General features: G+C 70.3%; 11 protein-coding genes. 4 read left to right on the forward strand and 7 right to left on the reverse strand.

What is annotated here, in order from left to right; all coding sequences use genetic code 11:
- Nucleotides 1–84 precede the first annotated feature (84 nt).
- From P7V53_RS05020 to P7V53_RS05050, 7 genes are all read right to left on the reverse strand, one after another.
- Complete coding sequence (locus P7V53_RS05020) at nucleotides 85–1026, reverse strand: alpha/beta hydrolase (RefSeq protein ID WP_280154380.1); 942 nt, start codon at nucleotides 1024–1026, stop codon at nucleotides 85–87.
- 20 nt (nucleotides 1027–1046) lie between these two features.
- Nucleotides 1047–3455, reverse strand: coding sequence for an MMPL family transporter (locus tag P7V53_RS05025; protein WP_280154381.1), 2409 nt, complete (start codon nucleotides 3453–3455; stop codon nucleotides 1047–1049).
- A gap of 11 nt (nucleotides 3456–3466) precedes the next feature.
- Nucleotides 3467–4498, reverse strand: a complete 1032-nt coding sequence (locus P7V53_RS05030; protein WP_280154382.1) for a YCF48-related protein — start codon at nucleotides 4496–4498, stop codon at nucleotides 3467–3469.
- Nucleotides 4498–5853 carry a DUF1329 domain-containing protein gene (locus tag P7V53_RS05035; protein WP_280154383.1) on the reverse strand — a complete coding sequence of 452 codons (1356 nt, stop codon included), beginning with the start codon at nucleotides 5851–5853 and terminating at the stop codon, nucleotides 4498–4500. Before P7V53_RS05035 ends, P7V53_RS05030 begins: the two co-directional genes overlap by 1 nt.
- 17 nt (nucleotides 5854–5870) lie before the next feature.
- Entirely contained in the window at nucleotides 5871–7607 is a 1737-nt protein-coding gene (locus P7V53_RS05040; protein WP_280154384.1) for a DUF1302 domain-containing protein, read from the reverse strand.
- 37 nt (nucleotides 7608–7644) lie between these two features.
- Nucleotides 7645–8412 (reverse strand): coniferyl-alcohol dehydrogenase, encoded by a 768-nt coding sequence (locus tag P7V53_RS05045; protein WP_280156438.1) that lies wholly within the window; start codon nucleotides 8410–8412, stop codon nucleotides 7645–7647.
- 79 nt (nucleotides 8413–8491) lie between these two features.
- Nucleotides 8492–9955 carry a benzaldehyde dehydrogenase gene (locus tag P7V53_RS05050; protein WP_280154385.1) on the reverse strand — a complete coding sequence of 488 codons (1464 nt, stop codon included), beginning with the start codon at nucleotides 9953–9955 and terminating at the stop codon, nucleotides 8492–8494.
- A gap of 243 nt (nucleotides 9956–10198) precedes the next feature.
- Between P7V53_RS05050 and P7V53_RS05055 the strand changes: the two genes are divergently transcribed.
- The 4 genes from P7V53_RS05055 to P7V53_RS05070 all read left to right on the forward strand — a co-directional run bounded on the left by P7V53_RS05055 (nucleotide 10199) and on the right by P7V53_RS05070 (nucleotide 14505).
- Nucleotides 10199–11998 (forward strand): sigma-54-dependent Fis family transcriptional regulator, encoded by a 1800-nt coding sequence (locus P7V53_RS05055; RefSeq protein ID WP_280154386.1) that lies wholly within the window; start codon nucleotides 10199–10201, stop codon nucleotides 11996–11998.
- A 23-nt stretch (nucleotides 11999–12021) separates the two neighbouring features.
- Nucleotides 12022–12867, forward strand: a complete 846-nt coding sequence (locus tag P7V53_RS05060) for a DUF3667 domain-containing protein (RefSeq protein ID WP_280154387.1) — start codon at nucleotides 12022–12024, stop codon at nucleotides 12865–12867.
- Nucleotides 12868–13027: 160 nt separating this feature from the next.
- The gene (locus P7V53_RS05065; RefSeq protein WP_280154388.1) at nucleotides 13028–13630 is read left to right on the forward strand and encodes a tail fiber protein; all 603 of its coding nucleotides are present in this window, start codon (nucleotides 13028–13030) and stop codon (nucleotides 13628–13630) included.
- Between the two features lie 11 nt (nucleotides 13631–13641).
- On the forward strand, nucleotides 13642–14505 hold the full coding sequence (locus P7V53_RS05070; protein WP_280154389.1) for an NAD(P)H-binding protein: 864 nt from the start codon (nucleotides 13642–13644) through the stop codon (nucleotides 14503–14505).
- The last annotated feature ends 6 nt before the right edge of the window (nucleotides 14506–14511 follow it).

The following is a 14511-nucleotide window of genomic DNA, read 5'->3' on the forward strand; positions in this document are numbered from 1 at the left end:
CGGGAGAGGGAGTCTGATATTGCCGTCCGTCATGACTTGCAACGTCCTCACTCAGGTTCCCGGGTAGGGTCTGGGGTGAGGGCCTCAGGCGGCATCGACCGCTTCCCGCAGCGCCACGCCGAACTGACGCTGTGCCTGGCGCGCGGCCGTCACGCCGCCGGCCATCACGATGAAGCCGTGCGCCAGGCCATGCCATTCGACGAGCTGCACGGCGGTGCCGGCGGCCAACAGCGCGTCGCCGAAAGCGAGCCCTTCGTCGCGCAGCGGATCGTGACCGGCCAGCACCAGCAGCGCCGGCGGCAGGCCGGCGAGCGAGGCGGCGAGCAGCGGTGCGCCGCGAAAGTCCACGGCCCGGCCGGCGGGTCCGAAGGCATGGGCGAGGAAGTAGTCCATCGTGCGCCGCGTCAGCGTCGGCCCGGAGGCATGCCGCGTGCGTGACGGGTAGTCGCCGTCGTGCCCACCGGCCGCGGGCGGGTACAGCAGCGCCTGCATGCGGATCGCCGGACCGCCGGCGTCGCGCGCGAGCAGCGCCACCACGCTGGCGAGCACCGCCCCGGCGCTGTCGCCGGCCACCGCCAGCCGCGCCGGATCGGCACCCAGCGCGCGTGCGCGCTCGGCGGCCCAGACCAGTGCAGCCCAGGCGTCGTCCACGGCAGCGGGAAACGGATGTTCCGGTGCGAGCCGGTAGTCGACCGAGACGACGACCGTGCCGCTGTCTTCGCACAGCTGGCGGCACACGTTGTCGTAGGCCGGGATGTCGCCGAGCACGTACCCGCCGCCGTGGTAGTACACGACGATGCCCCACGGCCCCTCTTCGCGAGGCGTGTAGACCCGCAGCGGGATCGCCGGCAGCGCGCCGGCCGGCACCTCGCGGTCTTCCACGCGCACGTCGGCCGGCGCGCGGTCGGCTGCCGCGCAGATCTGGCGGTAGAGGTCGCGGCACGCCAGCGGCGGCAGGTCGCACAGGTCGGGCATGCCGGCCTCGTGGGCGGCCTTCATCATCGCGGCGAGTTGCAGGTCGAGCATGGAGTTTTCCTTCGAGGAGATCAGGCGGCGGCGGTCCGCAGCGCCGAGGCCGGCGCGGCCGCGGGCCGCAACAGGAAGTGCGCCAGCGCCGGCAGCAGCACCAGCGCGCCGACCATGTTCCAGACGAACATGAAGGCGAGCAGGATCCCCATGTCGGCCTGGAACTTGATCGGCGAGAACGCCCAGGTGCCGACGGCCAGGGCGAGCGTGACGCCGGTCAGCAGCACGACGCGGCCGGTGAACTGCAGCGCGTGCAGGTATGCATCGGACAAGGAATCGCCGGCGCGCAGCCGCGCCAGCATGACGCTGAGCACGTACAGCGCGTAGTCGACGCCGATGCCGACGCCCAGCGCGATCACCGGCAGCGTCGCGACCTTCACGCCCATGCCCAGTCCCACCATCAGCGCTTCGCAGAGGATGGACGTCAGCACGAGCGGCAGCACCGCGCAGGTGACGGCGCGCCATGAGCGGAACGTGATGAAGCACAGCACGACCACGGCGCCGTAGACCCACAGCAGCATCTCGCGCATCGCCTGGTGCACGACGATGTTCGTCGCCGCCGCGATGCCGGCCGAGCCGGCGGCCAGCATGAAGCGCGCATCGCCTGCGGCGGCCTCGGTGGCGATGAAGCGCTCGGTCTCGCCGACCACGCGCGCCAGCGTCTCGGCCTTGTGGTCCTTCAGATAGACGTAGAGCGACAGGAAGGAGCAGCCCTGGTTGAACAGCTCGCGCGGCGCGCGGGTCTGCACGCCACCGAGCGCCGCCGCGTTGGGGAGCAGCTCGAACCACTTCAGGTTGCCTTCGTTGTAGCCGACCATCGCCAGCTTCGACAGGGCGGCCATCGAGTGGGTCGCCTCCACGCCGGGAAGCTGCTCCAGCCGCCACGCGAGGCGGTCGACCTGGGCCAGCGTGCCGTAGCGCGTGCACTGGTCTTCCGGCGTCGCGACCATCACGACCAGGATGTCGGCGCTGGCCGCGTAGTGGCGCGCGAGATAGTCGTTGTCGCGGTTGTAGCGCGAGTCGGCACGCAGCTCGGGCGCGCCGGGATCGAGATCGCCGACCTTGAGCTGCAGGCTGACGACGTAGCCGCCAGCGGCCAGCAGCGCGCCGCAGGCGAGTGCCACGAGCGCGGGCGTGCGCTGCGTGAAGCGGTCGAGGTGGCCCCACAGCCCTGCGCGCCGCGCGCCACCCGCTTCGACGCGAAGGCTGCGTGCCGCCGCACGGGTGCCGACGCCCAGGTACGACAGCAGGACGGGCAGCAGCACCAGGTTCGTGAAGATCAGCACCGCGACGCCGATGCTTGCCACCGCGGCCAGGTCCTGGATGACCTGGATCTGGATGAGCGCCAGCACGGCGAAGCCGACCGCGTCGCACAGCAGCGCGGTGAGGCCCGCGACGAAGAGGCGGCGAAAGGTGTAGCGCGCGGCGACGACCTTGTGCGTGCCGCGCCCCACGTCCTGCATGATGCCGTTCATCTTCTGCGCGCCGTGGCTCATGCCGATGGCGAACACGAGGAAGGGCACCAGCACCGAATACGGATCGAGCGCGTAGCCCAGCAGCGCGAGCAGGCCGAACTGCCAGACCACCGCCACCAGCGAGCAGGCGACGACGAGCAGCGTCGAGCGCACGCAGCGCGTGTAGCCGTACAGCACCGCGGCGCAGATGACCAGCGCGACGGCGAAGAACGCCAGCACCTCGCGCATGCCGTCGATCAGGTCGCCCATGACCTTCGCGAAGCCGGTGACGTGGATGCGCACGCGGTCGCTCTCGTGCTTCGATCTCAGCCCTTCGATCTGCCGGCCGAGCTCGCCGTAGTCGAGCGCCTGGCCGGTCTTCGGATGGCGGTCGAGCAGCGGCACGAAGATGATGCTCGACTTGAAGTCGGCGGCGACGATCTGGCCGATCTCGCCCGAGCGCTCGACATTGGCGCGCACCTCGGCCAGCGCCTGCGGCGAGCCGTCGTAGCTGTCGCCCATCACGGTGTTGCCGTCGAGCCCGTCCTCGGTCACCGCGACCCAGCGGGTGTTCGAGGTCCACAGCGACTTCATGAACGGCCGGTCGACACCGGGCAGCAGGTAGATCTCGTCGTTGAGCTTCTGCAGCGTGCGCAGGTAGTCCTTGTCGAAGATCGAGTCGCCGGTCGTCTCGACGGCGATGCGCAGGGCATTGCCCTGGCCGGCCAGGTTGCCCTGGTTGGCGAGGTAGTTCGCGATGTACGGGTGCCGGGTGGGAATCGTCTTCTCGAAGCTCGCATTGAGCTGCAGCTTCAGCGCCTGCCAGCCGAACAGGGCGGTCAGCACCAGACACAGCAGCAGCACCCACGGCCGGTGGTTGAACAGCAGCCGCTCGGGTGCCGAACCCGAGGCGGTGTCGAAGTCTTCGAGGCGGGAGACGACCGGTTGGTCGGCGAGCGAGGTGTCGGCGTGCATCGTGAATGGCTTCAGGGCGCGACCTGTCGGCGTACGCCGCGCAGGGTGCTGAGGACGAAATGGCCGTCGGCCGTGACGGCGAGGCCGGTGGCCGCAAGAGGCGCGGCGGCAGGTTGCTTCTGGAAGCCGACGGCATCGTCGCGGCTGACGAGCAGCTCGCCGGTCTGGCCGACCAGCGCCAGCGTGCCGGGCGCCATCTCGAGGCCGGCACTGATGGAGCCCGGCACGCCGCTGTCCACGGCCTGCCAGCTCGCGCCGCCGTCGGCCGAGCGGAAGATGCGGCCGCGCAAGCCGTACGCGACGAGAGTGCCGGAGCGCGCCGCGACAAGGCCGAACCAGCTGCCCTTGTAAGGCGATGCGAGCGGCGCGAAGCTCGCGCCGCCGTCGGCCGACTTGATCAGCAGGCCTTGCTCGCCGGCGACATAGAGCTGGCTGCCGGCCCAGCGCACCGCGTACAGGTGCAGGGTCTTCGCATTCGGAAGACGGCCGACGATCGGGCTCCACGTCGTCCCGCCGTCGGTGGTGGCGAAGGCCATGCCGTACGCGCCGACCGCGACGCCGTGCTGCGCATCGGCGAAATCGACGTCGAAGAACGGCTTGTCCGGTCCTTCTTCGGCGAAACGTGCGGCAAGCCTTTGCTCGCGCTCGTCGCCCGACCTCGCGGCCGCGGCGACGATGCGCTCGGCGGCGGTCACGCCATCGAGCTGTCGCATCCAATGCTCGCCGCCGTCGTCGGTTCGCAGGATCACGCCGAGGTGACCGACCGCCCAGCCGATGCGCTCGTCGACGAATCGCACGGCGGTGAGCGACACCTGCACCGGCACCGACGCCTGGCGCCAGTGCAGGCCGCCGTCATCCGACAGCAGCACGATGCCGCGCTCGCCGACGGCCACCAGCCGCGCACCGGCACGCGTGACGGCGAGCATGGCGGCGCCCGACGCCTTCGCGGTGACGATGGCCGGCTCGACGAGCACGCGCGGCGCCGGCTCGGCGTGCAGTGCCGGCGCTGCGGCCAGCGCCAGCAGGAGCGCCGCGCGGCGCATCAGCGCGTCCCCTCGTTTGCCAGCTCCTCGGCGCTGAAGAACGAGCGCGGGATGGTCGGGACCGGCTTGTACTGCACCGGCAGCTCGTTCGACGCCATGTTGAGGTAGTAGGCGCCCGTCTGCAGGTCGTAGCCGCCCCACAGCATGTTGCCGACGACGGCCGGGATGTCCGGCGCCAGCAGCATCAGCGTGTAGTTCGTGCGCCAGAGCTCGCCCTTCGCGTCCCAGCCGTCGAACAGCACGATCTGCCACGAGTCCTCGTCGATGTAGTACTTGCGCTTGGGCACGACGTGGCGCTTGCCCTCGGCGAGCGTGGCCTCGACCTCCCAGACGCGGTGCAGCTCCCAGCGCACCAGGCCCGGATTGAGCGTCTTCGGCGTCACCAGGTCCGCCACCTTCGCGCTTGCGGCGCGGTTGTTGTTGTAGGGGATGTAGAGCTCGCGCTTGCCGACGAGCTTCAGCTGGTGCTTGTCGATCGGCCCGAACAGCATGAAGGCCTCGTCGAACAGGCCGATGCCCGAGGTCACCGAGTCGGGCGTGTCATAGGCGACCGAAGGGGCCTTGCGCACGCGGCGCTGGCCCACCAGGTACTGCCACAGGCCGCGCGGGTTGGCGGCATTCAGGTTGTCGTGCGCGAGGATCGCTTCACCGGCCTTGGAGCCCGGTTCGGTGACCGCGAACTTGCCGAGCTGGTAGTAGCCGTCGAACTTCTCGATGGAGCCCTCGGGGTCGTAGTACGGCTTGCGCAGCGTCTGCACGCCGCCCGAGGCGAGCGCGCGCCGGCCGTCGGCCGTGACCACCCACACGCGCACCGGCGCCTGGACGTTGGTGCCGGTCCATGCGAGGCGGTGGTTCTGGAACACCTCCGCGCCGTCCTTGGGGATGGGGAACGGCGTGCCGCCGTACGCGTTCTCGGTGCCGTGGCCGTTGTCCACCAGCTTGGCGCGCGTCGCATTCTTGAAGGTGTTGTCGTAGACCCATTGCGGCGCGGCGGCGCTGCGGTGCGTCGGGTACACGTCGATGCGGAAGTCGGGGTACTTCTTCATGAGCGCCTTCACGCCGTCGCTCAGCTTCGCGGCGTGCTGGTCCATGTTCTTCGCGTCGATGGAGAACAGCGGCTTGTCGGCGGCGAACGGGTCGGGACGCGGATCGCCGGGCTTGTAGCCGGCGGGGGCCTTGGTGAGGCCGCCATCCCAGGCGGGGATGGTGGAGTCCTTGTTGGCGGCACGCTCGGCGCCGAGCGGCGTCAGCGAGGTCTTGAGCCTGGCCGCTTCCTCGGCGCTGACGGCCGCGTGCACGTAGAGCGGCATGGTCAAGGCGAGAGCCAGCGTGGCCCGCATGCTGTGGTTCGACATCTTGTGGTCTCCGGAAATCAGAAGGTGCGCGATGCGCTGAAGGCGACGTAGGCGCGGTCCCTCAGCGACTGGGCGAAGGTGAGCTGGCGCGGCGAGCCGGAGCCCTGCACCAGCGTCTCGGTGAAGGTCTTCTCGGGGCCGAAGTAGCCGTTGTAGGTGAGCGCGACGTTCCAGGCGTTCTGGTACTTGCCCTTCAGGCCGAGGCTGTAGTCGCCGGACTTGGAGGCGCCGCCGGCGAAGTTGAAGATCGCCGAGGAGCGGCCGCCGAAGTTGTAGCCGAGGCCGACGGGCACCGAGAGATCGAGCCCCGGCAGCACCTGGAAGTACTGCGGCTCGAACAGCACGCGCAGCGCGAACGCGCCTTTGGTCGTGTTCGGGTCCAGGCCGCCCAGACCGGCGTTGGTGCCTCCGGGTCCGATCGCGAAGATGTCCCTGGTGACCGACAGCCGGCGGTTGTAGGCCAGCTCGGCGAGCAGTGCGCCCCCTCCCCACAGCGGACCGGGCTGCAGCACGTAGATCCCCGAGACCTGCAGGTGGCCGGTCTTGCCGACCGCATAGCAGGGATCGTCCTTCGACGTGCCGCACGACAGGATGGGCCCCAGGCCGAGCACCGCGGGGTCGCTGGTCAGCGGCGCGTTCGTGCGCACCGAGCCCTCGATCGCCCAGTTGAGCTGGCCGATCGAGGAGGTGACGCTGGCGCCCACCGTGCGGATGTCGCTGGCGTACGCGAGGTGCACGTTGCCGTTGACGAAGTCGAACACCGGGACCGCCGGCGTCTTGTCGTGGTACTGCGCGGCGTAGAAGCCGAACTCGAAGTCGCTGCCGGTGGGACTCCAGCGCAGCTGCACGCCGCCCTGGCCGCTGTCCTTGGGGCGCAGGTCCTTGCTCTGGTCGTAGGTGAGGAAGATCGGGTTGCCGCCGGCGTCGGTGCCGAAGTTGACGATGCCCGTGCCGACATAGTCCTGGTTCGAGAAGTAGCTGCCGACGCCCGGGATGCGACTCGGCCGCCACTTGAGCTGGTAGTACGCGCCGAGCGACACGCCTTCGGCCACCTGCAGCGAGCCGGAGAGCTGCTCCACCGGCAGCAGCACTTCCTTGAACTGCCATCCGGGCACCGACAGGATCCTGGCGACGTCGACCGGCCCCTGCGCGTTGGCGATGCCGTTCTGCCCGAAGAACAGGCTCTCGCCCCACTGCAGCGTGTGCTTGCCGGCGCGCAGCGTGCCCTTCATCGATCCGAGATCGCCCTTCAGGTAGACGAAGGCGTCGAGCAGCTCGCTGCCGCGGCCGTGCTGGCGCCTCGTCGCCGGCAGGAAGTCGTTCGCTGCCTGGCCGGGAAAGTTGTTCGAGGTCGACACCGTCGGCCCGACCGGCACGCCGCTGGCCAGGAGGGGCGTCCCTTCGTAGTCGCTGCGGCCGAGGTAGGCGCTGTCGCGCCACGCCGTGCCGCTCACGCGGCCGCCGAACGACTTCGTCGTGACGTCGAGCTCGCCGAGCAGGTCCCAGCGGTTGGAGACCAGGCCCTTGCGGAAGTTGTGGTCGCCGTCGTCCTCGTTGACGGTGCCGGGGTCGTTGGCGACGTCCAGCTGCGTCAGCGCGGGCGACGGGTTCTTCAACCGGTAGCCGGCGCTGTACTTCGGCGTCAGGTCGGCGCGGACCTTGATGTCGGAATTGCCGGTGTCGATGTCGAAGGCCTGGGCGGCGGGCAGCGCGAGCGCTGCCGCCGCCGCCAGCAGGCTGCGGCGGTGGTCCATCGGATGTCTCCTGTCGTCGTGTGTCGGAAAGTGGGGATCAGAGATAGGTCGAGGCCAGACCGCCGTCGACCGGCAGGTTGATGCCGCTGACCCAGCGGGCGGCATCGGAGCAGAGGAAGGCGATGACAGTCGCCACTTCGTCCGCGAGCGCGGGGCGCTTCATCCGATGCGCGTCCTTCTGCACGCGCTCGGCGCCGAGCATCGCGACGAAGTCGCCCAGGATCGGCGTGAACACCGGCCCCGGCGCGACGCAGTTCATGCGCACGCCGCGCTCGAGGAACCACTTCTGCGACTGCGTGACCGTCCAGACGATCAGCGCTTCCTTGAAGTACTGGTAGCAGGTCTCCTGCGGCACCGGGTGTTTCGCCAGCCAGGCGAGTCCTGCCTCGAAGTGAGGCGTCTCGGCGAGCGCCTTGTGCACGTCGAGGCGCTGCGGCCACTCGGCGCCGAGGATCGACGAGATGTTCACGATGCTGCCGCCTTGCGGCATGCGCTCGAGCAGCCGCTGGCTCAAGTGGCGCAGGCCGAGGTAGTTGACGCGCGCGACGAGATCGACGCTCGCCGTGCCCGGCACGCCGGCCACGTTGCACAGCGCGTCGATGCGGTCAGGGAGCTGGCGCACGGCGGCGTCGATCGTGGACTGCTCCGACAGATCGGCCTTGACGAAGCCGTCGAGCGTGAGCGTCGGCTCGTTGCGGTCGACGCCGATGACACGCGCGCCGTGGAAGCGCAGCAGGCGCGCCGTCTCGGCGCCGATGCCCGAGCTGGCGCCGGTGATGACGATGGTCTTGCCTTGCAGGTTCAGCATGGAGTTCTCCGAGGGGAATGTGGACCGGGGGCTCCCTCTCCCGCTTGCGGGAGAGGCAACGTGCTGCTCGCGTTCATCAGAAGGGGAACCGGGGCGGCGTGTCCTTCACCGTCACCCATTGCCATGTCGTGAAGCACTCCCAGTCGCCCGGTCCGCCGTGCGAGTTGCCGTTGCCGGCGATGCCGGGCCCGCCGAACGGATTGACGGCGTCGTCGTTCACCGTCTGGTCGTTGATGTGCACCATGCCGGCCTTGAGCCGGTTGCCGATCGCGAGCGCGCGGCCGACCGACCTGGAAATCACCGCGGCGGCGAGGCCGCCGCGGCTCTGGTTGGCGATGGCGACCGCTTCGTCGTCGGTTGCGAAGGTCGCGAGGTTGACGACCGGGCCGAAGGTCTCGTGGTCGAAGCTCGGCATGCCGGGCTTCACGCCGGTCAGCACGGTGGGCCGGTAGAAGAGGCGGTCGTAGGTGCCGCCGGCGAGCAGCTGCGCGCCGGCCTTCACGCTGGCCATCACGGTGGCATGGACGCGGTCGCGCTGGCGTTCGTCGATCAGCGGTCCCAGCGCCACCTGTCCGGTCGCTCCGTCGCCGACCGGCAGGTGGGCCGCCTTCGCCACCAGGCGCTCGGTGATCGCCGGCGCGATGGCCTCGTGCACGAGCACGCGGTTCGACGCCATGCAGATCTGCCCCTGATGCAGCCAGGCGCCCCAGGCGACGTTGGACGCGGCGAGCTCGGGATCGGCATCGTCCAGCACGATCAGCGAGTTGCTGCCGCCCAGCTCGAGCGAGACCTTCTTCAGGTGCTGTCCCGCCAGCTCGCCGATGCGCCGGCCGACGCCGGCCGAGCCGGTGAACGAGACCATCGCCACGTTCGGGTCGGTGACCAGCGCCTCGCCCACGTCCGCGCCGCCGGGCAGCACGTGCAGCACGCCGTCGGGCAGTCCGGCCTGCTCGAAGACGCGCGCGATGAGGCAGCCGCCGCTGACCGCCGTGCGCGGATCGGGCTTGATGACGACCGCGTTGCCGGCCGCCAGCGCCGGCGCGACGACGCGCAGCGTGAGGATCAGCGGGAAGTTGAACGGCGAGATCACGCCGACGACGCCCAGCGGCACGCGGCGCGCCATCGACAGCCGGCCCGGCGTGCTGGGCAGCACCTGGCCCTGCGCCTGCATCGGCATGGCGGCCGCGACGTGGCAGAAGGCGATGGCCTCGCGCAGCTCGTGCTGGCCCTTCGGCAGGATGGCGCCCGTCTCGCGGGTCACGTAGAGCGCAAGTTCATCGAAGTGCTGCTGGAACAGCGCCGCGGCGCGATGGAACACCGCGGCGCGTTCGCGTGGCCCGAGCGCGGCCCAGGCGGGCTGCGCCGCAGCAGCGGCCGAAGCGGCGGTCGCGACATCGGCCGGCACCGCGCGGCCGGTGCGTGCGAGCACCTGGCCGGTCGCCGGCTCGACGATGTCGGCCGCCTGCGAGGCGGTGCGCCATCCGTGGCTGAACAGGCTTTCGCGCCAGAGCGCATGGTCGAGGAAGGGGGTTGAGCTCATCGGCAGGTCTCGAGTGGGTTCGGCCCTGCCTTGCGCAACGCACGTGCCGCCGCACCGTTCGGGGACCCGGCTCGCCGCCGTCCGCGGCGAGTTCGCGCCGAGGAAAGAAGGCCTGCCTTCTCCGGACTTTCCCGGGGGTCGGTTGCTGCGCCGCAGCTCCGGGTAGACCCGGAGGGGGTTGCTTCATCAATTGAGAACAGAATCCCGCGCCCGGTTGGGCGAGCTTCATCAATTCAGCAATCCATGGCCAAGCCCGACTCCCGCATCTCGCTCGCCGAGGTGGCCCGCCAGACCGGCACCATGCTGCGCCGCGGCGACAGCGCCCATTACCGCGACGGGCTGCCGCCCAGCCTGGCCGACCTGACCGAGTCGCTGTTCTTCTCGCCCGGCGATGGCCGCATCTGGCTCAACGACCAGCGCATGCTGCTGTGGCACAGCTCGGCGATGGGCCACCTGCGGCGCGAGCTCATCGACACGCTCGGCGTGGACCGTGCGCGCGGGCTGCTCACGCGCGCCGGCTACGTCTCGGGCGCGCGCGACGCGCAGCTCGTGCGCGAGCGCTGGCCCAACGGCGACGCCGCCTCGGTCTTCATGGCCGGCACGCGGCTGCATGCGCTCGAAGGTGTCGTCAAGGTCACGCCATTGGCCTTCGATTTCGACATCGACCGCGGCACCTACGAAGGCGAGTTCCTGTGGGAGCACTCCAGCGAGGACGACGAGCACATCGTGGCCTACGGCATCGGCACCGAGGCCGCGTGCTGGTCGCAGGTGGGTTACGCCACCGGCTACGTCACGAGCCTGTTCGGCCAGCTCGTGGTGTTCCGCGAGGTCGAGTGCCGCTCGATGGGCGCGGGCGTCTGCCGGGTGATCGGCCGCCACGCGGCGGCGTGGGGCGACGTCGACGAGGACCTGCGCTACCTGCAGGCGCGCGACTTTCGCAGCCTGGCCGAGGCGCCGGCGTCGCGCACGGCGCTCACCGCGCCGGCGCTCGAGCCGACGCCGGAGGTGAGCGGCGCGCGGCACGAGATCGTCGGCGCGTCGTCGGCCTTCAACTCCGCCTGTCACCAGCTCGACCGCGTGGCACGCACGCAGGCGACGGTGCTGTTCACCGGCGAGTCGGGCGTCGGCAAGGAGGCGTTCGCGCGCCGGCTGCATCGCATCAGCGCCCGCGCCGACAAGCCCTTCATCGCCGTCAACTGCGCGGCCATTCCCGAGACGCTGATCGAGTCGGAGCTGTTCGGCGTCGAGCGGGGCGCCTACACGGGGGCCAGCAGCTCCCGCCCGGGCCGCTTCGAGCGTGCCGACGGCGGCACGCTGTTCCTCGACGAGGTCGGCACGCTCTCGCTGCCCGGCCAGGGCAAGCTGCTGCGCGCATTGCAGGAAGGCGAGGTCGAGCGGGTCGGCGGCACACGAACGCTGAAGGTCGACGTGCGCGTCGTCGCCGCGACCAACGTCGACCTGCAGGGCGAGGTGCGTGCCGGGCGTTTCCGCGAAGACCTCTTCTACCGCCTCAACGTCTACCCGATCCATTTGCCGCCGCTGCGCGAGCGGCGCGATGACGTGCCGCTGCTGATGAACCACTTCCTGCGCCGCGAGTCGCAGCGCCACGACCGTCGGCCGACCGGCTTCACCGCGCGGGCGGTGCGCGCGATGCTGCACTACGGCTTTCCCGGCAACATCCGCGAGCTGCAGAACCTGATCGAGCGCGGCGTGATCTCGGCCGAGGACGGCGCGCCCATCGACGTCGCGCACATGTTCAGGCGCGAGCAGCTCTCACCGGAGACGCTGCTGGCGATCGGCGCGCAGGGCACGCTGACGGCCGACGCGACGCCGCCGCCCGGGCGCCTGCTGGCGCTGCTGCAGCAGGCAGACGCGAAGGGACTGTCGTTGCCGGCCATCGAGCACAGGTTGCTGCGCGAGGCCGTGGACGCCGCCGACGGAAACCTGTCGGCTGCGGCTCGCCAGCTCGGCATCACGCGTGCGCAGCTGGCCTATCGGCTGCAGCGGGCCGAAGCGGCGCCTCGGCGGCGCCGGGGACGCTGAGGGGAAGGGAGTAAAACCGCCCCATGCACCCCGCCGCGAACTGGACCTGTCCCACTTGCAATCAGCTCGTGCGCACGCCCTTCTGTGCACGATGCGGCGAAGAACCGATCCCGCCACGCGACCTCACCTTCCGGGCGCTGCTGGAGAAGGTGGTGCACGCGCTGACCAACGTCGATGCCCGCGCAGCGCGCACCATCCGCTGCCTGCTGGTCCGTCCGGGCGAGCTCACGCTGTCGTGGACGCGCGGTGTGCGCAAGCCCCATGTGGCGCCTTTCCAGCTGTTCCTCATCGCGAACGTGATGTTCTTCGCCCTCCAATGGCTGACCGGACTGAACGTGTTCAGCTCGACGCTGGCCTCCCACATGCACCAGCAGGATTGGAGCGAGCTGGCGCGCTCGCTGGTCGCAAGACGGCTCGAGGCCACGCATGTGCCGCTCGACCGCTATGCGCCGGTGTTCGATCGCGCGGTGGTGCTCAACGCGAAGTCGCTCATCCTGCTGATGACGCTGCCCTTCGCGCTGCTGCTGCCGGTCGTCTTCCTGCGCGCGCGACGGCCCTTCATGGCCCACATGGTGTTCTCGCTGCACCTGTATTCGTTTCTGCTCCTGCTGTTCTGCGTGGGGCTGCTCGCGGCGGAGCTCAGCCGCTGGGCCGGTGCCGGCGGCCTGGACTCGCCGCGCGTCGACACGGTGCTCAGCATCGCCTTGCTCATCGCCTGTTCGGTGTACCTCTACCTCGCCATCGGGCCGGTCTACCAGGCCCGAGGCGCCATGCGCGTGGTGCAGACGATGGTGCTGGCGATCGCGGTGGCTTCCATCGTTCTGGGATACCGGTTCGTCCTCTTCCTCATCACCCTGTACGGCACCTAGGCGGCTGCGAGAAGGCTGCCCTGCCCAGGACGCTGCAAGTCACCGTCCCGCGGCTGCCGAATACAAAGCGACAACAACGCCCGCCACCGGTGAAGTCCCGCTGATACACGCGCTTGCCAGACTGCCTGCACATCTGGCAAACGCTTCAACGGAGATCACCATGACCGTCTTCAGACCCCGCCGCCTCGCTGCCGTCGTGCTGGCCTGCGCATGCCTGCCGTCCGCCGGTCCGGCGCTCGCGCAGACCAGCCCCTACCTCGGGCAGATCATGTGCGGCGCCTGGAATTTCGCCCCGCGCGGCTGGGCGATGATGAATGGTCAGCTGCTGCCCATCGCGCAGAACACGGCGCTGTTCTCGTTGCTGGGCAACAGCTACGGCGGCGACGGCCAGGTGTCGTTCGCCCTGCCCGATCTGCGCGGCAGGGTGCCGCTTCACATCGGCCAGGGACTCGGCCTCACCGCTCGCAACCTCGGCGACCGAGGGGGCAGCGAGAGCGTCAACCTCACGGCGGCGCAGCTTCCGCCGCATGCGCACGCGATGACCATGCTGGGCAGCGGCAACGATGCCACCTCGGCCTCTCCCGCCGGCCGGGTGCCGGCCAAGGGCAAGACCGCGCAGTACGCGGATCCGAGCGGGCTGGTCGCGATGTCCGCCGGCACGACGGGCTCCGTGGGGTCGGCCGCGGCGATCGACAAGATGCCGCCCTATCTGGCCGTGAACTGCGTGATCGCGTTGCAGGGCACCTTTCCCACGCACGACTGAGGAGCGCGACCATGATTCTCGTGACCGGCGCGACCGGCCAGACGGGGCGCGCGCTCGTCGATCTGCTGTCGCGGGGCGGCACGCCGGTGCGAGCCCTGGTTCGCGACGCGTCGAAGGCGGCCGCCTTGCCGAAGCACAACGTGCAGGCCGTGGTCGGCGACCTCGGCATCCCGTCCTCGCTGCCCGAGGTTCTCGAAGGCGTGACGGCCGCGTACCTCAACACCGCGGCCCATCCGGCGCAGGTCGAATGGCACGGCCACTTCATCGACGCGGCAAGACGCGCCGGCGTTCGACACATCGTCCGCCATTCGGTGCGCGGCGCGGAGCCGACCTCGGCGGTGAAGATCTGCCGCTGGCACGCCCAGTCGGAATGCGAGCTCGAGGCCTCCGGCATCGCATGGACCCACCTGCGGCCGGTCTACAACATGAACAACCTCCTGAAGCTCACGGGAAGCATCGTCGGGCAGGGCGCCTTCTTCGCGCCGATGAAGGACGCGCAGCTCGCCATGGTGGACGCGCGGGATGTCGCCGCCGTTGCCGCGGCCGCGCTCGGCGGCGGCGCGCATGAAGGCAGGCAGTACCTCGTCACCGGACCCGAGGCGATCGGCTTCGCCGAGGCGGCGGCCGCGCTGGCCGCCGTGCTGGCGCGGCCCGTGCGCTATGTCGACGTGTCGCCCGGCCAGGCGCGCGAGGGAATGCTGCGCCTGGGCATGCCGGCCTGGTACGTCGACGACCTGATCGGCTTCTACGACTTCTACAGCAGCGGCGCAGGCGCGGTGGTCAGCGACGTGGTGCCCCGGCTCACCGGGCGGAGCGGCCATGCCTTCGCCGCGTTCGCGCGCCATCACCGTTCCCGCTTCCAGCCGTCAGGCTGATCGCCG

The organism is Piscinibacter sp. XHJ-5 (genome assembly GCF_029855045.1).
Taxonomy (GTDB): domain Bacteria; phylum Pseudomonadota; class Gammaproteobacteria; order Burkholderiales; family Burkholderiaceae_C; genus Albitalea.

What these genes read in the sequence shown, in the direction of transcription:
- P7V53_RS05050 (WP_280154385.1), bottom strand. Translation starts at nt 9,955, where the DNA reads ATGAGCTCAACCCCCTTCCTCGACCATGCGCTCTGGCGCGAAAGCCTG.
- P7V53_RS05060 (WP_280154387.1), top strand. Translation starts at nt 12,022, where the DNA reads ATGCACCCCGCCGCGAACTGGACCTGTCCCACTTGCAATCAGCTCGTG.
- P7V53_RS05070 (WP_280154389.1), top strand. Translation starts at nt 13,642, where the DNA reads ATGATTCTCGTGACCGGCGCGACCGGCCAGACGGGGCGCGCGCTCGTC.
- P7V53_RS05030 (WP_280154382.1), bottom strand. Translation starts at nt 4,498, where the DNA reads ATGCGCCGCGCGGCGCTCCTGCTGGCGCTGGCCGCAGCGCCGGCACTG.
- P7V53_RS05035 (WP_280154383.1), bottom strand. Translation starts at nt 5,853, where the DNA reads ATGTCGAACCACAGCATGCGGGCCACGCTGGCTCTCGCCTTGACCATG.
- P7V53_RS05055 (WP_280154386.1), top strand. Translation starts at nt 10,199, where the DNA reads ATGGCCAAGCCCGACTCCCGCATCTCGCTCGCCGAGGTGGCCCGCCAG.
- P7V53_RS05020 (WP_280154380.1), bottom strand. Translation starts at nt 1,026, where the DNA reads ATGCTCGACCTGCAACTCGCCGCGATGATGAAGGCCGCCCACGAGGCC.
- P7V53_RS05065 (WP_280154388.1), top strand. Translation starts at nt 13,028, where the DNA reads ATGACCGTCTTCAGACCCCGCCGCCTCGCTGCCGTCGTGCTGGCCTGC.
- P7V53_RS05040 (WP_280154384.1), bottom strand. Translation starts at nt 7,607, where the DNA reads ATGGACCACCGCCGCAGCCTGCTGGCGGCGGCGGCAGCGCTCGCGCTG.
- P7V53_RS05025 (WP_280154381.1), bottom strand. Translation starts at nt 3,455, where the DNA reads ATGCACGCCGACACCTCGCTCGCCGACCAACCGGTCGTCTCCCGCCTC.